Annotated in this window: 25 protein-coding genes and 1 pseudogene; 20 read left to right on the top strand and 6 right to left on the bottom strand. The window is 42.1% G+C overall.

Annotated elements, in window-relative coordinates; translation table 11 throughout:
* Nucleotides 1–103: 103 nt before the first annotated feature.
* On the bottom strand, nt 104–988 hold the full coding sequence (locus L0992_09320; protein XGB65925.1) for a LysR family transcriptional regulator: 885 nt from the start codon (nt 986–988) through the stop codon (nt 104–106).
* A 256-nt stretch (nt 989–1244) separates the two neighbouring features.
* Between L0992_09320 and L0992_09315 the strand changes: the two genes are divergently transcribed.
* Together L0992_09315 and L0992_09310 are read left to right on the top strand one after the other, a co-directional pair.
* Entirely contained in the window at nt 1245–1484 is a 240-nt protein-coding gene (locus tag L0992_09315) for a hypothetical protein (GenBank protein ID XGB65924.1), read from the top strand.
* 224 nt (nt 1485–1708) lie between these two features.
* Nucleotides 1709–2026 (top strand): Dabb family protein, encoded by a 318-nt coding sequence (locus L0992_09310; GenBank protein ID XGB65923.1) that lies wholly within the window; start codon nt 1709–1711, stop codon nt 2024–2026.
* Nucleotides 2027–2118: 92 nt separating this feature from the next.
* Here L0992_09310 and L0992_09305 read toward each other — a convergent pair whose 3' ends face one another.
* Both L0992_09305 and L0992_09300 read right to left on the bottom strand, forming a co-directional pair.
* Nucleotides 2119–3354 carry a DUF3103 domain-containing protein gene (locus L0992_09305; protein XGB65922.1) on the bottom strand — a complete coding sequence of 412 codons (1236 nt, stop codon included), beginning with the start codon at nt 3352–3354 and terminating at the stop codon, nt 2119–2121.
* A gap of 416 nt (nt 3355–3770) precedes the next feature.
* Nucleotides 3771–4319 carry a DUF3332 domain-containing protein gene (locus L0992_09300; GenBank protein XGB65921.1) on the bottom strand — a complete coding sequence of 183 codons (549 nt, stop codon included), beginning with the start codon at nt 4317–4319 and terminating at the stop codon, nt 3771–3773.
* Between the two features lie 311 nt (nt 4320–4630).
* On the opposite strand from L0992_09300, the gene L0992_09295 reads away from it, so the two are divergent.
* Nucleotides 4631–5530 (top strand): LysR family transcriptional regulator, encoded by a 900-nt coding sequence (locus L0992_09295; GenBank protein XGB65920.1) that lies wholly within the window; start codon nt 4631–4633, stop codon nt 5528–5530.
* Between the two features lie 123 nt (nt 5531–5653).
* On the opposite strand, the gene L0992_09290 is transcribed toward L0992_09295, so the two are convergent.
* Entirely contained in the window at nt 5654–7477 is a 1824-nt protein-coding gene (locus tag L0992_09290) for a M4 family metallopeptidase (protein ID XGB65919.1), read from the bottom strand.
* A 565-nt stretch (nt 7478–8042) separates the two neighbouring features.
* Here L0992_09290 and L0992_09285 point away from each other — a divergent pair.
* The gene (locus tag L0992_09285; GenBank protein ID XGB65918.1) at nt 8043–8738 is read left to right on the top strand and encodes a hypothetical protein; all 696 of its coding nucleotides are present in this window, start codon (nt 8043–8045) and stop codon (nt 8736–8738) included.
* Nucleotides 8739–8879: 141 nt separating this feature from the next.
* Here the strand turns inward: L0992_09285 and L0992_09280 are convergent, their stop codons facing one another.
* Nucleotides 8880–9179 (bottom strand): hypothetical protein, encoded by a 300-nt coding sequence (locus L0992_09280; protein XGB65917.1) that lies wholly within the window; start codon nt 9177–9179, stop codon nt 8880–8882.
* A 191-nt stretch (nt 9180–9370) separates the two neighbouring features.
* Here L0992_09280 and L0992_09275 point away from each other — a divergent pair.
* From L0992_09275 to L0992_09205, 15 genes and pseudogenes are all read left to right on the top strand, one after another.
* A pseudogene (locus tag L0992_09275) lies at nt 9371–9773 on the top strand (NUDIX hydrolase).
* A 108-nt stretch (nt 9774–9881) separates the two neighbouring features.
* Nucleotides 9882–10529 carry an HAD family phosphatase gene (locus tag L0992_09270; protein ID XGB65916.1) on the top strand — a complete coding sequence of 216 codons (648 nt, stop codon included), beginning with the start codon at nt 9882–9884 and terminating at the stop codon, nt 10527–10529.
* A 581-nt stretch (nt 10530–11110) separates the two neighbouring features.
* Nucleotides 11111–12529, top strand: a complete 1419-nt coding sequence (locus L0992_09265) for an SLC13 family permease (GenBank protein XGB65915.1) — start codon at nt 11111–11113, stop codon at nt 12527–12529.
* A 6-nt stretch (nt 12530–12535) separates the two neighbouring features.
* A complete protein-coding gene (locus tag L0992_09260) occupies nt 12536–13891 on the top strand; it encodes an ATP-binding protein (protein XGB65914.1) in 1356 nt (451 codons plus the stop codon).
* Nucleotides 13878–14351 carry a response regulator gene (locus L0992_09255; GenBank protein ID XGB65913.1) on the top strand — a complete coding sequence of 158 codons (474 nt, stop codon included), beginning with the start codon at nt 13878–13880 and terminating at the stop codon, nt 14349–14351. The genes L0992_09260 and L0992_09255 overlap by 14 nt, the downstream gene beginning before the upstream one ends.
* A gap of 485 nt (nt 14352–14836) precedes the next feature.
* Nucleotides 14837–15673 carry a DUF3626 domain-containing protein gene (locus L0992_09250; protein ID XGB65912.1) on the top strand — a complete coding sequence of 279 codons (837 nt, stop codon included), beginning with the start codon at nt 14837–14839 and terminating at the stop codon, nt 15671–15673.
* A 99-nt stretch (nt 15674–15772) separates the two neighbouring features.
* Complete coding sequence (locus tag L0992_09245) at nt 15773–16273, top strand: hypothetical protein (protein ID XGB65911.1); 501 nt, start codon at nt 15773–15775, stop codon at nt 16271–16273.
* Nucleotides 16274–16328: 55 nt separating this feature from the next.
* On the top strand, nt 16329–16736 hold the full coding sequence (locus L0992_09240; protein XGB65910.1) for a GFA family protein: 408 nt from the start codon (nt 16329–16331) through the stop codon (nt 16734–16736).
* 139 nt (nt 16737–16875) lie between these two features.
* Nucleotides 16876–17316: a hypothetical protein gene (locus L0992_09235; protein XGB65909.1), complete on the top strand. Its 441-nt coding sequence runs from the start codon at nt 16876–16878 to the stop codon at nt 17314–17316.
* 90 nt (nt 17317–17406) lie between these two features.
* A complete protein-coding gene (locus L0992_09230) occupies nt 17407–17619 on the top strand; it encodes a hypothetical protein (protein XGB65908.1) in 213 nt (70 codons plus the stop codon).
* Nucleotides 17620–17694: 75 nt separating this feature from the next.
* Nucleotides 17695–18273, top strand: a complete 579-nt coding sequence (locus L0992_09225) for a DJ-1/PfpI family protein (protein XGB65907.1) — start codon at nt 17695–17697, stop codon at nt 18271–18273.
* A gap of 80 nt (nt 18274–18353) precedes the next feature.
* A complete protein-coding gene (locus L0992_09220; protein ID XGB65906.1) occupies nt 18354–18803 on the top strand; it encodes a GNAT family N-acetyltransferase in 450 nt (149 codons plus the stop codon).
* Entirely contained in the window at nt 18796–19188 is a 393-nt protein-coding gene (locus L0992_09215) for a hypothetical protein (GenBank protein ID XGB65905.1), read from the top strand. Before L0992_09220 ends, L0992_09215 begins: the two co-directional genes overlap by 8 nt.
* Before the next feature lie 88 nt (nt 19189–19276).
* Nucleotides 19277–19828, top strand: a complete 552-nt coding sequence (gene cyaB / locus L0992_09210; GenBank protein ID XGB65904.1) for a class IV adenylate cyclase — start codon at nt 19277–19279, stop codon at nt 19826–19828.
* Between the two features lie 27 nt (nt 19829–19855).
* Nucleotides 19856–20338, top strand: coding sequence for a tetratricopeptide repeat protein (locus L0992_09205; protein ID XGB65903.1), 483 nt, complete (start codon nt 19856–19858; stop codon nt 20336–20338).
* A gap of 44 nt (nt 20339–20382) precedes the next feature.
* Here the strand turns inward: L0992_09205 and L0992_09200 are convergent, their stop codons facing one another.
* Entirely contained in the window at nt 20383–20829 is a 447-nt protein-coding gene (locus L0992_09200) for a hypothetical protein (protein ID XGB65902.1), read from the bottom strand.
* 84 nt (nt 20830–20913) lie between these two features.
* On the opposite strand from L0992_09200, the gene L0992_09195 reads away from it, so the two are divergent.
* Entirely contained in the window at nt 20914–21351 is a 438-nt protein-coding gene (locus tag L0992_09195) for a MarR family transcriptional regulator (GenBank protein XGB65901.1), read from the top strand.
* The last annotated feature ends 8 nt before the right edge of the window (nt 21352–21359 follow it).

The following is a 21359-nucleotide window of genomic DNA, read 5'->3' as shown; positions in this document are numbered from 1 at the left end:
ACTAGAAACATAATCAAAGGCTCCCTCGGGAGCCTTTTCTTTTTTGGATGGTAGTGGAGTTAGGCAGTTAAGCCTTTAAGCAGTTAACCCGTTAAAAGCTGAACTACGCTTGTTTGTTTTTCAGGGTAGATTTCAACATTTGGAATAACCACTGATTCAAAGGTGCGTCTTTTTGTGAACGGCGACAACTCATCACATAGCTCACATCGAAAGTGAGTCTTTCAGGTAGTTCTATACTACGGCAGCCTTCTGGGACGCTACCACTGAGCGTAATTCCAAAATAGTCTGAATTGAGCATGATATCGTGAATCATCGCAGGGTGATCGATATCTGCTCTAGGGTTTATTTCAAAGCCAATGTTTCTGAGGCGCTCCAGAATTGGGTACTTATTGTCATTCCATCCAGGTGTTTTAAATAAAACAGTCGGATAGTTGGCGAGCGACTCAAAGTCTTTCGCAGGGTGATCGTCTCTTACAAAGAACACCACTTTCCCTTTTCCGAAGTCCATTTGAGAAATCGACTGCGGCAAGGTTTCATCAAAGTAGTGCACCGCTATCGCTTCTTCACCATCTATGAGTTGGTTTCTGGTATTGCTACCCCATCGCACGAATGAGTAGTGAGCATTTGGGGCTTCTTTACTGAGAGCGAAGTAGAGCTTCGATCCAAAACGTTCCCAAAACAGCGTATTCGCGTAGATTTTGATATTGCCTCGATAAGATTCTGGAGAGAATTCTTGGTGTTTGATGGCCTCAATACTGCTCAGTATTTGCTCGAAGTTTTCGATATTGGCTTCGACAAAAGTTGTGGGTTCGAAGCCGTGTTTTGTCTGAATGAACAGTGGGTCGTTGAGCTGTGTTTTTAACTTTGACAGGTTTTTACTGATCGCCCCGGCGGTTTTTCCTAGCGATTCTGCTACCAGTCCAACATTACGAAGCTCGTACATGCGCTTGATGACGAGGATATTTTGAATATCGAGATTGATGTCCACAGGCTCTCCAAATCGTTCCTTTTATAAGCAGCAATTTCTGTGTGACAAGTAGCCAGAAATTATGTGACTCTAATATCATAGTGGCAATCCAATGTTTTTAAGACAGCACAGCGTCAGAAGTTCACTAATCCCTTGATTTTCCATTTGGTAAATCTCGCTTTTCCTCGTGTTGTTATCGCTCCATCGCTACAGTTATCTCATCAAAGCAACACAGATATCAGACGAACAAATAGTTAGAAATACAACGAGGTGATGTATGAATAAGTTAATTGCACTTGGCTTGATGGCACTTTCAATGAATACTGCTTTTGCTGCTGATGGAACCTATACAGGCACCATCGATATGACAAGAAGTGAAGGTAATCAAGTTAAGGCTGAACGTGTAGAATCAGACTTAGTGCTTGAAGGAAGAAATGAAGCTTCTAACGGTGGAATCCAATTCCAAAAGGATGTGGATCAAAACCAAACGATCAAGCTTACAGGTCGTCGCGACTAACGTTTAAAATGTGCTTACCACTTTAAATGAGCTTACCATGTCCATGGAAAATGCTGTGTCTTCGGGTGCAGCGTTTTTCGTTTTAGAGTCTTTTATAAAATTCAGTCATCTAGCCTTGGCAGTATCTGTAACCTGTGGCATTTTGTCTTTCTATTAACGTTAGTTTGCGACTGGTGTGGGCTCGAATGACACACAAATACACGAAGACTCGAAAAGGACTAGCAATGAATCGAACAGAAACGGGAATGATTCGTCATATTTTGCTGATTAAGTTTAAAGAAGATGCAGAAGTTTCTGAAATAGAGAAGCTGAAAGGACTGTTTGTAGCGATGCCAAGCAAGGTGGAAGGCGTGACTTCAGTCGAGTGGGGGCTCAATGACAGCCCTGAAAACAAAAACCAAGGTTATACCCATTCGGTACTAATGACGTTTGCTGATGAAGAAGGCCGTCAGAACTACCTTCCACATCCAGAGCATGATGCGCTGAAAGATGTGTTTCGTCCGCTTCTAGACGACATCATTGTGTTTGATTACTCCCTGTAATTAGCTTCTCAGTACATCTCTTATGTTTTACCCACCTTCGATAATGAAGAGTTAGGGCCTAGCGATTAAGCCCTAACTTAATAAAGAACGATTTACTCTGTCGGTGAAATGGTGACAGGGGCGAATGAAGCAACCGCATTTCCGCCAGCGCCCGGGCGATCAACATAAGGAGTGTTTTGCATTAAGGTGTAGTACACGTCTACAAAGTCATCATCATTCACTAATACGCCATCAGGAATCACATCAATGATCTTACCTGTGATCTGAGCAATGATCGCATAGCCTTGAACTTCTGGGTCAGGAATCATCTTCAAGATCTCTTCTGCAGCTTCAACCAGCAGTTTTGCTAATGCTTTATAATCGGTGCCGTCATCGTGTTCCATTAAAATCATATCGGCAGCGCCCCAACGGTAACGAGGCCAGAAGATCACGGTTTGATTTGGGTAATACGTCTGTTTGTCGTAGTCCAGATAAGGCATCTCAACGAGATCAATCTGTGGCTCTACACGACTTGAATCGACACCCGTCACTATGGCATAGATTTCAGCTTTGCCAGAGATCCACGGTTCTTGGTCGACAGCCAAACGGATTTTCGTTAACTGTGTGGTGTTCAATGGCTCAGGTTCAGACATCGTCATCGAGCGAGTCGCTTTACCCATAAACGTTTGTTTCTGAACCTTACTGTTTTTACTCCCTATACTGTCTTCACTGTCGCTGGTGGTTTTGGCGTCGGAATTGATTTGTGTTGCAGTACCCAGTTTGTTCATCTCAGCCTGCATTGCCATTAAGCCTGCTTTGAGTTCTTCTGATCCGTTGCTATCAATAATAAACACAGGAACGTCGGGCATTTGGTACACGTCTAGCTCATGAACTTGTCCATACACATCGTACGCTTCGATGTATTGCCAATTTGAATCATCACCAGAGGGCTCGTAAGCGAACAGTGGGCTTGCACCATTTTTCCAAGCTTCAATCATCGCTTCATCGGCCATGCGAATCTCTAACACCGAGTCACTGAAGTCGTTGATCCCTTTCATTTTTCGGTAGCTAAGATCAGCCTTTTGCATTTTGCTTGCAAACGCGGAGTAGGGCTTGTCTGAGTTAAGCTTGTCTATCGGTGTAGACAGCTGTTTTTCTGTTATCTGGTCTTTTAAAGAAAGCTCAAGGTCCGAGTAGCGGGCACTGATTTGCAACGCCAAAGATTGCTTTTGTGTTGAGGAGTTCTCTGAAAGAGAGCGTGCGTCTGTCGTGTCGATATTGTTTGCATAGGACTGGAAGCCAACCACTGTTGTTGCAAGCACCATACTGATAGAGAAAGATGGTTTCATAAATAATCCTTATTTTAATTTTTATCATTAATAGAGCATTTGCCCTATAAGGATTAACCTATCAGTAAGGTGAATATGTTTAAAAGTTAGACAGCTGATTTTTATTTCGTTGTGCAGCACAGGATCTCAATTTAAATAATTTATAAAATATTAAGTGTGTGACGACTTGATATATCCAAATTTATAAACCAATCAGTAGTCAATTAACAAAATTATTAACTATATAGTTTATGTTTATAGGTGCAAAAGAGCGCGCTTAGGTATAAGGGTATCTGTTGGCTGGCGTAGGGCCGATAAGAAAAGGACTAGCGCTTGGCTAACCCTTTTATTTTTATAAGCGAACGGCAATGCTTATAAAGACTGACTGTTGTTGGTGTATCGATTATCTCATTACAGAGCGCGTTATCTAAGCGCTGTTAGCCCTGTGATTGCTCTGCGGATGCCATGTACATCTGCATCTCTTCCAGGCTTGTTTTTGCGATAACTTGGTTATCAATAGAGTAGTGAACTTCATCACCGAAACGTTGACCCGTTAGAGTCGCGCGAGTACCGTCGTTGTAGGTTAGCTCAATTGCGATTTCGTCTTGGTTAAGTACTTTCATTTCGCTGTGGTCAATCACATGCTTTGCCAGCGGGTCGATCGGCGCTTCAGTTAGGCTGTCATCCAATTGGTCATTAACATCAATGTAGGTATCAACTTTGCTATCAAAGATGTGTGGTTTCTTGTTGATTGGGTTCTTACCCGTCCAGAATTCCAGCGAGTTAAATACGATGTAATCGGCGGCAACGGTAATACCGTAAGCAGGGGCAAGTAACATGTTTAGGCCACCACGAGCGTAACGGTTATCAACGGCTTTAACGTTAAATTCCATTAGTTTTCCGGTTACGGCATTGCTGCCCACACAACCAAATAAGGTCACAAGGCTCATTGAGATTATTATCGGTTTTGCAAATCGGTTCATCATTCTCTGTTTCTACATGTGTATATTTAGGAACCGGGAATTATGTCAAACTCAACCGTCTTCTAATATAACGTCACGCCTATACTAGATATCAGGAAAACCTATATCTTTATAAAAACCAATCTGTTACATATTCTTTGGCTCTTGCTCCTTAAATACTACCGTACTAGTTCGCTTAATTTTTATTTGCCGTTTTAACAATGTTCTGTCATAACCATAACTAAAATATGGGAATGGAAAGCGATAATTCACAGTCATTTAAACGATATTATTTATATCGCTTATTTAAATACATGACTGCCTGAAGAGCTCGAATGAAACGATTTAACCTCAACCTCATCTATTACTTTATTGCGATATATGAAGAAGGAAACTTAACGTACGCAGCAGAGCGGCTCAACATCTCACAACCCAGCCTCAGTGCTCACTTGAAGCAACTTCGAGACGAGTATCGCGATCTGCTTTTCGTTAGAAAATCGTACACGCTTGAACCTACGCCTGTTGCTAACGACTTGTACCCAATCTTCAAGCAAGCGCACAAACTTGTCTCTCATTCGTTGCCTGAAACACACGACTTTGAACCCAAAGAGTGCAGTTACACGTTTCGAATTGCCGCTATGAGCATTTCAAGCAGTGTGACGCTGCCGCAAGTTCTGGATAGGATTCAAAAAGAAGCACCAGACTGCGTGATTGAAATAGTGAACATCAAAGAAGACATGGCGACCGACATTCGTGAGAAAAAGATCGACCTTGTTGTCGACTTAACTAGCGCCCATCCAACGTTATTAAGCCAAGAGGTATGGAGCGATGAGTTATGTATCGTGTGTAGCCAAAACCACTCTACCATCGGCGAGCAAGTCAGCTTAGAGCAATACCTTTCAGAAAAGCATGTGGCGCTCACGCATGATAACTACCGAGTAAACCAGCTCTCCGAGTTTCACAGCCCAATCTTTTCAGAGCGGAAAGTAGCAAGAAAGCTGAATTCGATCGCTGACTTCTCTGAAACCATCTACAACAGTGATTGGATCGCAACCTTCCCCAAAAGTGTGGCGAAAGCGTATTTTGATGAAGAAAAAATAAAGATGTTAGATCTGCCGTTCGAGTACACCAAACCGTCACTGAGCGTGTATTGGCACAGTAACCGTAACGACGACATCGTAAACCGATGGCTAAGAGAGTTGTTTACCAGTGAGATCTTAAAACTGTCTGCGTGATCAATTCGGCATCTTAAGAGGTCGTCTCAGTCTATAGAACAATCCATCGCTTAATAAACAATGAAGCCTACTCATGTGAGTAGGCTTTGTTATTGGTTGCTACCTTCAGCATTACGTTCTAACTCAATCTAAACGCAATGTGAGGCCAGAGTAGTTCGAGTATCCACGCAGCAACACATGATAAGTCACGCCCGGTTGCGCGCTCACACTGCACTGCTCATTGTTGCCAGCACGATAGGGGCGACAGTCGTAACTGGATGTGGTTGGTTTGCTGCCTGATTTCACGTAAAGGTCGGCATCGCCTGAACCGCCAGACATTGAAACCGTCACGCTTGATGCAGAATCTACAGTGAAGGTGTAGAAGCTCTCTGAGGATTGGTTTCCGCTTAGGTTCGCAATCGGTGTGCCTTTCGTTAGCACATTGCCAGTTGGAGGTGTTACACCACAGCTTGCATTCACGCCTACGGTATTAAAGGCATCTTCAACATCGGCAACCACATAACCCATGTCTGCTGCAGCTTTCGCTACGCCACACGCACCGGCATCAAAGGTGCTGTTTGCTGTCCAATACAATTGGTTTGCGACTGTGAATATTTCAAAGCCCTTACGTACATTCCAACCCGATTTGTTCGCTAAAAGGTAAAAGGCGCGGTTATAAACACCGCTAGACAAGTGAACGTTCAAACCGTCGTAATATTGCGAGGCATGGTCAATCGAGCGGCCATCTTTTGATGGTTGATCAAAGTAACGCAAACCGCCTTCCGATTTGAATATATCGCTACCAACAATCCAATCCACATTGCCACGCAAGTAATATTCGGCCGCTTCACCTGCAATATCGGAGAAGGCTTCGTTAATACCGCCCGACATGTTTCTGTAAACAAGCCCCGAGTTCTGTTCTGTGAACCCGTGGCTGACTTCGTGAGCGCTCACGTTAATATCGACCAACGGATAAAAGGTGCTGCCACCATCGCCAAAGGTCATTGATGAACCATTCCAAAATGCATTCTCGTAATTCGAGCTGTAGTGAACACGCATCGTTAGCTGGAAAGTTAACGGCGAGGTGTTCATCCACTCTTTGTACATATCAAACACGACATTACCGAAGTAGTGCGCATCGTTAAGAGGCGAGTAAGCACCGTTAATGTATTTATGATCGGTGTAGTTGGTTCCATCGGCACAGTTGTAACTGTAGGCTGCGCTGCCAGATGTTCCGTGGTTCAAGTTGACCGTCTTAACCGAATCGTTTTCTAACTTACACGTCGTGCCTGTTTTGTCGATGGGAAAGCTAGGGAAGTCACTGCCATATTCATATCGAGTGGTTTTGAGGTTACCACCCGGGCCAGTACCAGACGATTTAGCATGGTTTAATCCATTCCATTTTTGGATTACCTCGCCAGTCATGGCATCAATAAAGTAAAAAGGGCGCTCTGGATAAGAGGAAGCGATAAAGAAATCGACCAGATACACCATTTGTGCGGTTTGGTTCTCATCCAATCTCACCATGAGTTTTGCATTTTTGTTCTCAATCGACTTTTTGCCGACAGTAAACGTGCGGTGAGCAGACAGTGCGGCTTCAATCGCTTGTTCCTGATTCAGCTTTGGCGCGATGCTAGATAGGTCACCACTGATCCCTTGTGCCATTGAGCCAAATACCTGAGTGGGTTGGTTCTTAGAAAGGGTGGCGACAACGGAGGTATCAAAGACGGGTAAACCTAGGTGAGTTTGTTGATAGCGGACTTTCGTTTTCCCATTGGGTAACACCACCCGTTTTATTTCAGAAAAACCTAATTCTAGTGGGGCAACACTCTTCGACTGCGCGACGAGGCTTTGTTGTAGCAGTGTATCGTTATCGACTCTGACCATTTCTGCAGCGTGTGCATTAAAGCCAAAAGATGTACCTAGAATAGCTGCTATTTTCCAGCTTAGTTGACGTTGTTGGTTCATTTTTCGTTCCTGATTTTAATATAAACTCCTTCTTCCCAACGGCTTTATAGGAAGTCTATATGCAACACACTAATGCCATGTGTTGCGAATCAAGATTGGAAGAGCATTTGGATTTATGACAAGTTTATCAGGGAGATTTATTTTTAGAGTATGTAATTCAAAGTTTACAAAAACCCTTATTGATCAAATTGTTTTTATAAAATGTAATTTTATTATTTATCGTAAACATATGAAGAGGAGGGAGTTATTAAAATCCGCTTTGTTTGAATCTAGAGAATAATTTTCTCTAAGTTAATCTCGATATTTTTCTGTTTTTATCTTAATTACAAATGAGTAAATAACCAAATTTTTATAAGTTAAATATTGTCTTTATTATCAATAGCAAACTTGTTTTAACAATACTACTAAGCACAGCTCTCAACTTTTCTACATTTAATTCTGTTAGATAGAAAAATTCTACATTTTCTCGTTCAATCACAAACTAAGAATGATAAGTTGTTGTTATAAATAAAGTAAGTCGATTAAGATAGATTACATCAGAACTAGACAGCATTGAGGGATTTTCGTGGCTGATTACATAAATAAAAATATTCTGAGTCAGGCTTATATTCACGTGGAGCCAACGGGAATTGAGACTGAAGAACAACTTGAAGCATTCAAAGAAAACCTAAGAGCGTTTGCGCTTAGTCGTACAGAGTTTTTCTTATCTGATGGTCTTGATATAAATATTGAGTTTGAAGAAGGATCAATTAAAGCACGAGTTACGGTAATTGGTACGTTAATGCTTTTACTACAAGGTATTAGCTCATACAAAGACTTCAGAGAAGGTCTTCAATTACTACATTCGGATGCCAAATGGTTGTCAGATGCAATCATTTCGGAGTCTTTGTATCAAACTAAAGCAAAACATCATGATGTTATTCGAGTAGAGGCAAGGACTGGAATAATTGGTTCTGTTCATAAAGTTATGAATCAACTAGAGAGAATAAAAAGTGGTGCTAACGGCGCTATGCTTGCTTCCGATATTGTTGAAAAAATTGATGATGTTCAAGATGAACTATCAAAGTTAATGGACAATATCTGCGACCTAAATGATCGCAACTTAGTTGCTAAAGAGTGCAAATATCGGGTTCAAGAGTTACCTGATATTCCGGTTCCGCCAAAAGATAAAACCAATAGCGAGCATGCTATCAATGAATATCGACGCAAAAAGTCGTCACTAAGCTCCTCTATAGATATTCATTTATTCATAGAGCAATAAGGTGGAAGTATACTGTTAACAAAGCGTATGAGAAAGATTTCCAACGCTTGGTAATTTAGATTTATTTGCTTAGTTTTTTTAAGGTTCAATGAGTTAGTCTGGCGCTAGTGACGATCACTACTTGATTCGGAGTCAGCCATATCATGACCACTTTAGAGTGAACTGGTTAAAGTTACCTAGTTTGTTGAAAGCCTTTGGATATAGAATTGCGGCCGAATCTTTGTTAACCATTTCTATTGATATACAGTCACCAAAAAATAGAATGCCTGCTTTATCGTCTTGATAATCGAAGTTTTTGGTAGTGATGTCTTTCACACTGATGTTTTCGAATTTCTCGATGATAATTTGTTTATTTTGGGAGTAGCTAAATCGCACAATTGAAATTATGGACTTTGGATCTTCAATATTTGCACGTTCTACTTGAGCGTTATTTGCGTCCATAATAATTCGGTTATAGCCGTATGCTTTTTTTGTGGTCGAAGTTTCGAGTGTTAAGAACCATTAGCATAGGATTTATCCTCCAAATGTACTTTTGAGTATGATATACCATTAATTAGTGTATGGCTAATAAGTAGTTTGCTTGGTTTGCAGACTCAGTATTTTGTGCATAGAGAGTAACAAGGAAAGCTCACATGAAAAACATAGCTATGGCGGTGGTTGTAAGAGAAGGAAAAGTCTTAATCCAAAAGCGTTTTAGACATCGCCAAGGTATGGCCTTTGAGTTCCCTGGGGGTTCAGTTGATCCCGGTGAGTCGGGTAGCCAAGCCGCAATTAGAGAGTTGTGGGAAGAAACAGGTCTTAAAGATTTACAACTGCTCGGCACTCATAAAGGTCAGAGCGATTTCAGTGGTGAGATTCACTACGTCGTTTTGCGTGCTGATCTAAGTAATGAACCGAAAATGGTCGACGCAGATAGACAGCAAACTTTCTATTGGCTAGAGCCCTCAGCGAATACCTCTTGGTGATTTTTATCGTGCAGATATAGAGTTTATAGAGAAGTATTTGAGTAGATTACATAGTTCAAAGTTGGTTTGAACATTGAATTTACTATGTAGTAAACATATTACTGCATGAGCTGTTATTTAAGTTCCTCTAGATGTTTTAAATGGGATTTTTACGTGCAGCGGTTTTGTACAAGTTAACATGGAGAATAAATTGAAAGATTATGAAGTTTATCTGTTCGATATGGATGGAACATTAGTAAATTCAGAGCCGTTAAAGGGCAAAGCATTAGCACTAGCTTGTGCAGATTATGACGTTCAAGTGGACTACAACATATACAAAGATGTCATGGGAGAAAATTGGCAGGTAGTGACTGGGCACTTTTTCGACCATGTGGGGATTTCCCCAGACCTAGCTGAATTTAACCGTTGTTTTCGAACCCACTACGAACGGATGTTAGGTGAAGAGCTAGAGCTAAATATTGGCGCTAAATCGTATATTGAACATCTTAAAAAAGAAGGTAAGAGATGTGGTGTCGTAAGCTCGGCTGCGACATGGATGGTCGATAATATTTTAACTTCGTTACAACTGGACAATGTTTTTGATCTTGTAATCACTCAAGAGCACGTAACTAAGCACAAGCCAGATCCTGAAGCGTATAACCTTGCACTCCAAAATCTAAACGTATCAGCTGAACATGCAGTCGTGTTTGAAGATTCAACTGCTGGTATTTGTGCTGGTAGATCTAGTGGTTGCGACGTTATTGCTGTTAAGCATGAGTTTAATACGAGAAATGACTTAAGTGGGGCACTAAAATCAATCAGTACTTACGATGAAGTGTTGGTGTAACAAAGTTATCTAGTGTGATTCTCAATACCTAACTTTTTGAATTAAAGGTTGGGTTCATTGCTTTGGGTACAATTTTCAGACAGGAGCGTTTTATTTACTTCTATCCAGAATCAGTTTCAAGGAGGAAACATGACAAGCGACCAACTACTGAAAAAGGCACTTTATAGTAGTGCCAGAATCCACCACCTCATTCTTTAAAGCTTATTTGACTGCGAATTATCTGAATGGGTATTTCGCTAAATCAGACAATGTCTGGCGTAAAACGAGTGAGCCGATAGACCAAACTGAGATTGAAGTTTTAGGCGAGTTGTCTGCAACGGTGCAAGCGCCGAAGTTTACGGGTCTCCCACGTAAAGGCGAACGTTTGCCTTTTGTTTCTCGGAATTTAATTGCAACAATAAATGACATACAAACGTAGAGGTAGCGCACAGAATCGAAAAAGGGGATGTTGTGATCACGTAATCATTGATCTAGCCGAGAGTGAGATAGTGACAAGAGTTCGATAATTCGTTGTCGGATCCAAATTAGAACTGTAAATCTAATTTCTAAGTAGTTGTTATCTCAGGAAGAGTTTTTGTGCTATGCGCCCCTATATTAAATACATTATCCCTATTTTAATTCCTTTCATTATCCTCGTAATGCCGCTATCAGCGTTTCCATTTGAAGGCCTTACGATTATTCAACAACGCGTTATCGCGATCTTTTTATTAGCGGCATTGTGCTGGGTGTTCGAGCCTATCCCGATTTACGCGACGTCTGTTGTTATTATCGTTCTGCAATTGTTGATGTTGTCAGATAAAGGGCTGATCTTTTTAAGGTTTGAGCATGGGGAAGAACATTTTGGTGAGCTGTTAAAATACAGCGATATCATGGCGACATTCGCTAGCCCAATCATCATGCTGTTTTTAGGTGGTTTCTTCTTAGCAATGGCCGCCACTAAATATCGATTAGACGTAAACTTAGCTCGCGTGTTGTTGAAGCCATTTGGACAAGACCCAAAGTTTGTGATGCTCGGCTTAATGTTGATCACTGGTATCTTTTCGATGTTTATGTCTAACACGGCAACAACGGCAATGATGCTATCTATTTTAACGCCGGTACTGGCTGTGTTTGGTCCGAAAGACCCCGGTCGTGTAGCGTTTGCGCTTTGTATCCCTGTTGCCGCTAATATCGGTGGCATTGGTACCCCGATCGGCACCCCTCCGAACGCTATCGCACTTAAATATTTAGTTGGCGATAACCTAATTACGTTCGGCGAATGGATGGCATTTGGTGTGCCGTTTGTCGTTATTATGATGGCGTTAGCGTGGTTTTTAATCGGCTTTATGTACAAAGCTGACCAAAAGAAAATCGAGCTAAGCATTAAAGGTAAATTCCTTAAAACGCCCAAAGCCATTGCGGTATACGTCACTTTTGCGCTGACCATCATTCTTTGGTTAATGGGCTCAAGCCATGGCATGAACTCTTATACCGTCGCTTTGATTCCTGTCGCTGTGTTCTCACTCACAGGGATCATCAATAAAGAAGACCTGAAAAAGATTTCTTGGGACGTACTGTGGCTTGTATCAGGTGGTATTGCACTTGGTTTAGCTCTCGATAAAACTGGCTTAGCAAGGCTCGTGGTACACAGCATTCCGTTTGATGCTTACTCACCATATGTGGTGTTGTTCGGAGCGGCGTTCTTGTGTTTGGTAATGGCAAACTTCATGTCTCATACCGCAACGGCTAACTTGTTGATGCCAATTATGGCTGCATTAGGTTCGTCTATGGCTTCACTCACGCCACTAGGCGGTGAGTTAACGTTAATTCTGGTTGTGACTTTTGCCGCTTCATTAGGTATGTCGCTGCCAATCAGTACGCCACCGAATGCGTTGGCTCACGCCACAGGTCATGTGCAAAGTAATCAAATGGCCAGAATCGGTATTATTTTAGGTGTGGTTGGTGTGCTACTGAGTTTTGTTATGGTGTGGGTGCTACATTCAATTGGTCACATAGGATAACGATACGTGTATCAACAAAAACTAGAAGCACTTATCGATCGTTATTTTAATCAGACAGAGCGTCGGGTGACGTGCCGTGCCGGTAACACCATTATTGAACAATCAGCGTTAAACACTCGTTTATATTATGTGTTTAGTGGAGAACTGGAAGGATTTTATTCCGAAGCGAATACACCGCAAGTGCGAGTGTTTAGCGCGGGTAGTGGGGCTTTTATAGGCGTTCATAGCTTCTTTTCAGGTAATTGGACAGCATCTTCAACGGTTGTTGCTAAAACCGATGTTGAGTTAGCGTGGATCGATAAAGACACGCCGGCAGAAGATGAACGTAAATTTGGTCCTCTTACCGCACAGTTCACACCTGTGATTGTCAATGAGTTGTCGCGTCGTCAACGCCGCGCTACACAAGAAGCGATAGCGAAACAAAAAGCGCTAGAGAAGTTACATACTGCTGAGCAAATGACGACTTTGGGTCAATTAGCTGCAGGGATAGCTCATGAACTTAACAACGCTATTGGTGTAGTAAATAGTAAATCTGGCCGACTTGAAACGGTCATCATGGATCTGCTTGAAGAAGTCCATCCAGAAGCCAGTCAATTTTTCGATTTTGGGTTAATGCATGGTCAGAAAACGTCTTCGTCAGAAGCACGAACACGTGGGCGACAATTTGAAAGAAAATATGGTTTAGACAAAAACATAGCTCGCTCTCTTGCCAAAGCGATTCCAATTGACGCTTTATCTGCAACAGACGTTATTTCAAAACATTGGCTGAAAAAACCAGAAGAAGCGATTCGTTTTTGGCAGATGGGCTGTGATTTACATGATTTACGTTTGGCATCTAGACACACCGTTGGCATCGTAAAATCGGTTAAACAACTTGGCAGAGTTGATATTGACACCGAAGAAGCGGTTGATATTAACGACTCCATTAACCATGCCTTATCGTTGTTACAAAGTGAGTTACGTAGAGTGTCTGTGCGATTGAGCCCTGCGGATTTACCGTCTTTTAAAGGCTCGAAAACAGAGCTCGTTCAGATTTGGGTCAACATTGTAAAGAATGCTTGTGATGCAATGTCGAATTCAGACGATGCTGCAATAGAGATTCAAACCAGATTAAGTAAGAAAAGAATATTAGTTACGATCACGAATAACGGCCCTGAGATAGACGAGGTGACTCGTAGAAAGATATTTCAGCCGAACTTCACCACTAAAAAAGGTGGTTTATCGTTTGGATTGGGCTTGGGTTTATCAATAGTTAAGCGGATTGTGGCGGGTTATGGCGGAAGTATCATTGTGAAAAGTGATGCTTCTAAAACTGTATTTAGAATCAAGTTACCAGTAGAGGGTGAACATGGAGAAGCTTAATTTAATCTGTGTCGATGACCAGAGAGAAGTACTGAGCGCAGTGGTACAAGATTTAGAGCCGCTGGCGAGTTGGCTGAATATTGAAGATTGTGAATCAGCGCAAGAAGTGCTTGATCTCATTGATGAACTTGACGCAGAAGGCGAACACATTACCGTCATCGTGTCTGATCATGTGATGCCAGGGAAAACGGGTGTGGAGTTACTCACTGACGTGTTCCATGACAGCCGCTTTCCGAATACAAAGAAAATTCTTCTTACGGGGCAGGCCACTCATACTGATACCATCAATGCGATTAATGCAGCAGGTATCGACCGTTACTTTGAAAAGCCTTGGCAAGCAAGCACGTTAGTTGAGTGCATTCGTACTCTTGTCACTGAGTACATATTTGATCAAGGGCTTGATTACACGGACTATCAGAATGAGCTCGACCAACAGGTTGTGTTGAGACGCTTACGTTAGTCTCTTATGTTAGCGACTTACTTTAGTCACTAATGTAAGTCGCTTGAAATCATATGCACCGAAGGATGCTTTCTGAAGGGTTTTGTCTTTGAAATATGTAATCTTTTGGTGCATATATTGCCTATCTCTTTTAGTCGTCCAGGTTTTAGTACTCAGTTAATAACACACTGGTTGTTGGCTTAAGTCTAAAACTCATACGCTACGCCAGATCAAGAGCAAGACCAACGGATGCATTGTGTCTTCTTCACGAACGATTCCCTGAACATGCAGCAGAACCAAAATGTGTCGCAGAGTCCCAGTGTCGTTTTGTAGAAAAGTAAACTCGGAAACCTCACCAGAGTTATTCAAACAGTCTGACATCTAACACTTGGCAGGCAATCTTTAAACTAGGCTTTGTGTTCATATCTTAATGGGTTAAGTTTATTGTCTGCGTTGTACCACTTGTTTAGTCGGCGCAGTATTCTTTTTCGAAAATAGGAGACTTCATGGTTGGCAACGCAGTAGAGCAAGCAATCGAAAATATCCGATTGAAATCACAAGGCACGGATTGTTTAACGAGTTGCGCGGTGACGATCAACTTCCACCCCGATCGTTATACGTCTGACAATATACCTTTGCTCGAAGCGATGGCTGACGATGGATGTTTGAAGTCTCAATTTGAAACAGGTACCAGTAATGGTGGTATGACGGCTTACCCCGGTGGTGATCGTTGGTTATGGGAAAAGCGTGTGTTCGACGGCGCGTATGACAATGCTCCGAACACGCTTAGGCCGAAATATGGCGCACTGAACTACCGTAACTATGAGACAGGCGCTTCATCCCGCTTTGGATCCTCTTATTTCCAGCTGAAAGCCGACACCTTGGCACGAACTACGTTTTGTTATCCAGACAGTTTCTTTGAGCCAGAAGACTTCGCGGTTTCTAGCCGAGTAAAAGCGTTAATTGATAAGGCATCGTCATCGAATGTCGATTTACTTGATGATTATATCGAGGCACATGTTCATGGGGTTATCTCTTTGAAGGACGATATTGAATGTCTTGTATTAGACCCTATTTACCGCTCGACGATTATTGAAGAACGCGCGGTGAAATTGGGCGTTCCGATAAAGTGGCACAATGGCTACGAGTTAAGCCTAGAAGAGATGAGCCGCTACCCAGATTATCGCGGCCAGTCGTTTATAGAACTCGCAAAAAAGTTAGCAGTAAACGGCAAGATCAATGCGAAAATACTGGGGCTAGCCGTGACAGAGCAAGGTTATGACCAACAAGACGTAAAGAAGATCTGGCATTACTTGGCTCGGTTTGGTTATCGATCAGAATAAATCTCTAATAGCATCAGTGGGCTCTTCTGAGATTTTAACCGCAACTCCCAGTATTTAGCGGAAACCCGCAAGCAAAATATAATCGGTAGGATTTTAAAAATGAGTGAGATTGCTCGCTTTATCTCTGGTGAAGTGCCAGACAAATTTGGTCGTAATATTGAACAGTTGTTAGCTTATAATCACTTTTGGTTGGAACACGACCATAAGTACATCCAAGTGTTTTTTCCAATCGATGAAGGGACTAAGTTTAATCAACATGCCCCGTTGGTGACTCAAGAAGATAGGGCGATTTTTGCTAATTCAGAAGAGCTTCGTACTGCTCATCTACAAGTGCTTGACCTGATGCTTGAGTTTTGGGGAATGCAGCGAGATGGAAGTGAGATATCGTCTTTGTTGCCACTTAGCTCAGCCAACCATGTATGGTTGAAGAATCATGATCATAACCAGCTTCGACTAACACGAGCCATTCGCAGTTTATATTTGTTAGGCAATGAGGACGTTGCGGCCAACTTATGTGACTTCTTGATCGCAGCAGCGAATGAAACTGGTTCTGTGTCTGATAAAACAGTGCAATATTGGCGTAATGCGTTAAAGGGTTAGGAGCCCACAATAACCAGTGGGTTAACACACTGTATGAAAGGGAAGGAGACTCAGGATGAGTGCAGTTTTTAAAGGTTCGTGTTTGTGTGGCAGTGTTCGTTTTTCTGTTGAAGGGTTCAGCGAAAAAGCAGCAAACTGCCATTGTTCAATGTGCCGAAAATTTCATGGTGCCGCTTTCGGGACGTTAGTTGGTGTAAAAGGCTTAAACTGGCTTTCTGGCAAAGATCGACTCAAAGAGTTTGTCGCATCAAACGGCACGACACGAACATTCTGCTCTAACTGTGGTTCAAGCCTTGGCTTCAGAGTTCAAGGTGAACCTCTTGAAAATATCGAGTTGGCGATATCAACGTTCGATGTCGATATTCCTGTCAAAATTGATGCGCAAATTTATACAAACTACAAAGCGAACTGGTGTGAATTGCAGGCCGAGTTAAGCGTTTTTCCAGAAGGGCGCTTAACCTAAGGTGCGGAATCCGTTCGTCGGTTGAACAAAGATCCAACTCCAATCTGTGTTATACATCAAATTTGATATTATTTTGTCTAACTCATTACTTTTCATTATGTTAGGGTTCTTCTGGTTTTTATAAGAAGGCGACTAGATTATGAAAAAGGGATTTGTCATCGCTGTCTCAATTGGCTTTGTTGTCTTCTTCCTCGCTGGCCGTGAACTTCAATGGTTCGGGTCCAGTAACTCCGAGTCGTTCCCTAAACTTCCTAATAGTCCTCAATTTGTGCCTTCTACTGATTTTGACGGTGAGTGGCTAGGTCGCCGTATTAACACTACTGGCAATAATATGTGTGAACGCACAACCATCACCGGAACCATTCGTGAGGGTAAAGCCACACTAAGGCTTACCTACAACGGAACACCATTAGAAGGTTGGGTTACAGAAAGCGGCGACTTACGGTTATATGCCAAACATCGCCAGTGGGACTATCGTTTTTCAGCGACTGGCAACAGCAAGCGATTTGATGGCCGTTGGCATTTAACCAATGGCCCGTGCCAAGGGACTTGGTTTATAGAAAAAGCCAATGACATGTAGGGCCGTAAACGCTTTATATACTTGGAATAACTTAAACAATTTCCACACGCATGTGTACGATTTAGTTTAAAGATATAGATAGGAAAACCCATGAGGATTGTGATTTTTATCGTTACAGTGATTTTAGTTAAATCAATTGAAGCAAAGTTTGGGCACACCTATAGCATCTTTTCAGATCCACTTGATATCAAGTTAGCCGCTCTTGATTTTGTCTTGTGGGTTTCAGTCTACTTTGGTTTATCTCTTGTTTATGAGAAGGGCAAAGGCATCCTGACTAAAATGGGTAAAGTTAAGAACCCTTAATGGGTTGTATGAATTAGCCGAACAAGATGTTTATGGTAAATTCTAATTATTAATGAAGTTGTACATGGAGGTGCAATGAACATCGGAATTTATATTTATAATCAAGCAGAAGTTCTCGACTTCTCTGGCCCGTTTGAAGTCTTCAGTACAGCAAAGCGCTTAGGTGCTGAAGATCTAAATGTATTCTTAATCTCCGAAACTGCAGAACCGGTTATAGCTCGGGGTGGTTTTAAGGTATTGCCTGACTACTCGTTAAATAACCACCCCAAAATAGATTTGTTGATGGTCGTTGGTGGTGTACATACTGACGAAATGAACAAGCCAAATGTGCTCGATTGGATATCTTCTGTTTCAGAATCGGCCTCACAAGTCGTGTCTGTTTGTACTGGTGCATTTCTTTTAGCTAAAGCAGGTTTACTTGAGGGGTTAACAGTAACCACTCATTGGGAAGACATCTCCAACTTAGCGCAACAATTCCCAAGTTTAAATGTGATCAGTGATAAACGGTGGGTGGCGTCAGGTAAATTCACTACATCTGGCGGTATCTCGTCAGGTATAGATATGAGCTTACATTTGGTATCAGTACATAACGGCCTACAGTTTGCCAAGAAAGTTGCGCGTCAAATGGAGTACAGTTGGCAGGAATGTAAATAGCTAACCATCAACAATGATTCAAGATATGTGGCATTTTCCTACGCAGTATTCAGGTGTGGTTTGAAAACAAAGGGAAAAATATGAAAGTAAAGCTGGTCAAAGGTTCAGACCCTCAATTCGCTGAGCTCATCACCAAAACGAATATGGCGAGTTACTATCAGGCTCGTGACATCGCTTGGGGTCATAGTCAGTTTTTACGAAGTTGGGATGAGTTGGATAACTATGAAGTTTATGTTGGTGGCAACCGTATTGGAGTTATTCGATTCAGCTATACCAGTAACACCACGTTTCTCAGAGACTTTCAGATATTAGCTGAACACCAAGGTAAAGGTCTTGGCTCAAAGTGTTTAGATTTAGTGATCGAACATGCAAGCAATCAAGCATCGACTCAGTTAGTGCTACGCGTGTTCAGTGAGAACCCCGCTATTAAGCTTTATCAATCAAAAGGCTTCACCAAACTTTCAGATGTTAAAGGCTTGGTTGAAATGGAGTTACGTTTGGATTCACTACAAGGAAGTCATCATGGTTAGCCGTATCCGATTAAATTTTGTTAAATACCTATTTTCAGAGTTGCTGTTTATTGCTATTGCATTAGGCCTTGTCTATTGGATATCAGGCGGTGATCGTTCATCGCTGCTAACCATAGGGCTGATAATTTGTGTTCCACCACTAATAAGAATTCTAATGTTGTGGTGGAAGCTTCGCGATAGCTCATTTGAAATCTCGAACGGTTATTTACATTTAAATGGAGTTGCTTGTGATGTGACTTTACAGCGCAGCTTTCTTCCGTTTGAAATTGGTTCATTCATCAAGCTTTCCTACACGAAAGGTGCGATGCAAAAACGCAATATCTACCTTCCGAAAGGGGCAATGAACCAAGATGAATGGCAGCGTGTATTGGCTTGCCGTGTATAGTTCCACTACTTTGGTTTGTGTTGTGCGCCAGTTTGTATTTCAGGTTCTGTTAGTGTGCTAGTATCCCTTTTTTGCACTGAGCTAGTATATGACTAACGACCATTTCCAAGGTAAGTACGAAGTCGAGCTTAAATATCGCCTCGATTCTAAATCAGAATTCTTGAAGACATTGAGTCTTATTCCCCATGAAGTGATGCTCCAAGATAACCTTGAGTGCGATTGGTATTTCGATAGCCCAGACAGAAGCTTACACGCTCAAAACAAAAGCTTGTGCATTCGCACAATGGAACCGTCGGGTATTAAGCTATGGATTGTAAAAGGCCCAGAGTCTGACCGATGCGAAGCGACAAACATCACCGATGCGTCGAATGCTAAGAGTATGCTTGAAAACTTGGGTTACGAAGTGATTCTAAAAGCGCAGAAGACGCGCAGTATTTACTTTGTGGGCGAATTTCATATTACTGTCGACTCATTAACGGGTATCGGTGATTTTGCAGAGTTCGCTATCATGACGGACGATGAGTCTAAGTTATCGGTTTATAAAGATGAGTTGGAGTTCTTAGCCAGTCGGTTTGGGCTGACCCAATCAGCACTGCAAACTCAATCTTACAAACAGATGTTCGAGGAAATGAACGCCTAGCACAGCGCTTAAGCGTCAGGGAGAGTTATGGACACCATTATCAAACAAGCCATCGAGTTGCGTAAAGAAGCCAAGTATCAAGAGTCACGAGACTTGCTGGCGACACTGCTCGATGATGAAAAGTATGCCGCGAAAGCGCACTTGCAGATAGCTTGGTCTTACGACAACCAAGGTAAAGAACAGCAGGCTATCGAGCATTATTTGCTGTCTCTTTTGGGCGAACTTACTTCTACAGAACGCTTTGATGCGCTTTTCGGGTTGGCGAGTACTTATCGAAGCCTAGGCCTTTATGCAGAAGCTTTAAGCTATTTCGAACAGACGATGGCAGAGTATCCTGAGTCCCTTGAAGTTCAGCCTTTCTACGCGATGTGTTTGTATAATTTAGGTCGCCATAAAGAGGCAACATCTCTGTTACTTGAGTTGTTGGTTTCTACGACCAATAGCGATGCGATCAAAGAGTACCAAAGAGCGATCTCCTTATACGCTCAAGATTTAGATAAAACGTGGTAAACAGCCGACTAAGAAGCTCATCTGTTTGCTTAAAAACGATGAGTTTAGCTTTGCTTTACCTTCTTAGGACGAAACTTTCTGCCGTCCATAATATTCAAAGACATCAGTGTTAGGTTGGTCGCGCCAGCTATCAGTTCTAAAACCTGAACGCCATAAAACACTGAGTCGAACTCTCCTAAACTTGCCCACTGATTCAAAAAGTACGCGGCCGGAATCAAAATAACGATCCCGTTGAACGCGATAATTGGCATGCGTTTACTTTTACGCTCAACTATTTTCCCTTTGCGTTTTTTTGCCATAGCCGCACCGGTTGCACCAGTGATAGCAATGGCTGGGACAAGAATAAACAAGCCCGGAAAAACGATCATCGACTTGACTAGTTTCACTGATTCCAAAGTACCAAACAGCTCTACAAGTAATGTGCTGGTAAAGAATGTAGCGACACACAGTGTTGCTGTTAATGCCGCTATTCTGTGAATTATTGGTTTCATATCATTTGCGCCTTTATTTTGGTAACATGTTGTCAATTTGGTTTAAGTCTAATTTAATGACAGCATGTTGTCAAAGTGGGTGTTATGGATACGAATGGAGAAGTTTTCACAAAGATCGCACTAGAGATCTTTAAGGTCAGTGGTCTATTGAATGCTGAGGGTGATAAATTAACTGAAGAGTTAGGGCTAAGCAGTGCCAGATGGAAGGTGATGGGGGCGATCGAAAAGTCCGATGATCTGGTCACGGTTTCTCAAATTGCTCGTATTATGGGGCAAAGCAGACAAGCGACACAGCGTGTTACCGACATCATGGTGAAAGATGGCCTGCTAACTTGGCTTGATAACCCGAATCACAAAAAAGCGAAGTTGGTTAACATGACTGAAAAGGGCAAGGAAGCGTATGCTCTATTAGATAAAAAACAGGAAGTATGGGCAGATAGTGGCGCAGAAGGCATTGAAAGAGACGAGCTTGATAAGGCGCTAATCACTTTGAAGAAGATGGCTACCTTCCTAGATAGATAAGAGATGAG

Origin of the sequence: Vibrio pomeroyi (assembly GCA_041879425.1) — a bacterium.
In the GTDB taxonomy this organism is placed as follows: Bacteria; Pseudomonadota; Gammaproteobacteria; order Enterobacterales; family Vibrionaceae; genus Vibrio; species Vibrio pomeroyi_A.
Note: the sequence above shows the minus strand (reverse complement) of the source record. Positions and strands in the feature narration are given on the sequence as shown.

What these genes read in the sequence shown, in the direction of transcription:
- L0992_09315 (XGB65924.1), top strand. Translation starts at nt 1,245, where the DNA reads ATGAATAAGTTAATTGCACTTGGCTTGATGGCACTTTCAATGAATACT.
- L0992_09310 (XGB65923.1), top strand. Translation starts at nt 1,709, where the DNA reads ATGAATCGAACAGAAACGGGAATGATTCGTCATATTTTGCTGATTAAG.
- L0992_09305 (XGB65922.1), bottom strand. Translation starts at nt 3,354, where the DNA reads ATGAAACCATCTTTCTCTATCAGTATGGTGCTTGCAACAACAGTGGTT.
- L0992_09300 (XGB65921.1), bottom strand. Translation starts at nt 4,319, where the DNA reads ATGATGAACCGATTTGCAAAACCGATAATAATCTCAATGAGCCTTGTG.
- L0992_09295 (XGB65920.1), top strand. Translation starts at nt 4,631, where the DNA reads ATGAAACGATTTAACCTCAACCTCATCTATTACTTTATTGCGATATAT.
- L0992_09290 (XGB65919.1), bottom strand. Translation starts at nt 7,477, where the DNA reads ATGAACCAACAACGTCAACTAAGCTGGAAAATAGCAGCTATTCTAGGT.
- L0992_09280 (XGB65917.1), bottom strand. Translation starts at nt 9,179, where the DNA reads ATGGACGCAAATAACGCTCAAGTAGAACGTGCAAATATTGAAGATCCA.
- L0992_09270 (XGB65916.1), top strand. Translation starts at nt 9,882, where the DNA reads ATGGAGAATAAATTGAAAGATTATGAAGTTTATCTGTTCGATATGGAT.
- L0992_09265 (XGB65915.1), top strand. Translation starts at nt 11,111, where the DNA reads ATGCGCCCCTATATTAAATACATTATCCCTATTTTAATTCCTTTCATT.
- L0992_09255 (XGB65913.1), top strand. Translation starts at nt 13,878, where the DNA reads ATGGAGAAGCTTAATTTAATCTGTGTCGATGACCAGAGAGAAGTACTG.
- L0992_09250 (XGB65912.1), top strand. Translation starts at nt 14,837, where the DNA reads ATGGTTGGCAACGCAGTAGAGCAAGCAATCGAAAATATCCGATTGAAA.
- L0992_09245 (XGB65911.1), top strand. Translation starts at nt 15,773, where the DNA reads ATGAGTGAGATTGCTCGCTTTATCTCTGGTGAAGTGCCAGACAAATTT.
- L0992_09240 (XGB65910.1), top strand. Translation starts at nt 16,329, where the DNA reads ATGAGTGCAGTTTTTAAAGGTTCGTGTTTGTGTGGCAGTGTTCGTTTT.
- L0992_09235 (XGB65909.1), top strand. Translation starts at nt 16,876, where the DNA reads ATGAAAAAGGGATTTGTCATCGCTGTCTCAATTGGCTTTGTTGTCTTC.
- L0992_09230 (XGB65908.1), top strand. Translation starts at nt 17,407, where the DNA reads ATGAGGATTGTGATTTTTATCGTTACAGTGATTTTAGTTAAATCAATT.
- L0992_09225 (XGB65907.1), top strand. Translation starts at nt 17,695, where the DNA reads ATGAACATCGGAATTTATATTTATAATCAAGCAGAAGTTCTCGACTTC.
- L0992_09220 (XGB65906.1), top strand. Translation starts at nt 18,354, where the DNA reads ATGAAAGTAAAGCTGGTCAAAGGTTCAGACCCTCAATTCGCTGAGCTC.
- L0992_09215 (XGB65905.1), top strand. Translation starts at nt 18,796, where the DNA reads ATGGTTAGCCGTATCCGATTAAATTTTGTTAAATACCTATTTTCAGAG.
- cyaB (XGB65904.1), top strand. Translation starts at nt 19,277, where the DNA reads ATGACTAACGACCATTTCCAAGGTAAGTACGAAGTCGAGCTTAAATAT.
- L0992_09205 (XGB65903.1), top strand. Translation starts at nt 19,856, where the DNA reads ATGGACACCATTATCAAACAAGCCATCGAGTTGCGTAAAGAAGCCAAG.
- L0992_09200 (XGB65902.1), bottom strand. Translation starts at nt 20,829, where the DNA reads ATGAAACCAATAATTCACAGAATAGCGGCATTAACAGCAACACTGTGT.
- L0992_09195 (XGB65901.1), top strand. Translation starts at nt 20,914, where the DNA reads ATGGATACGAATGGAGAAGTTTTCACAAAGATCGCACTAGAGATCTTT.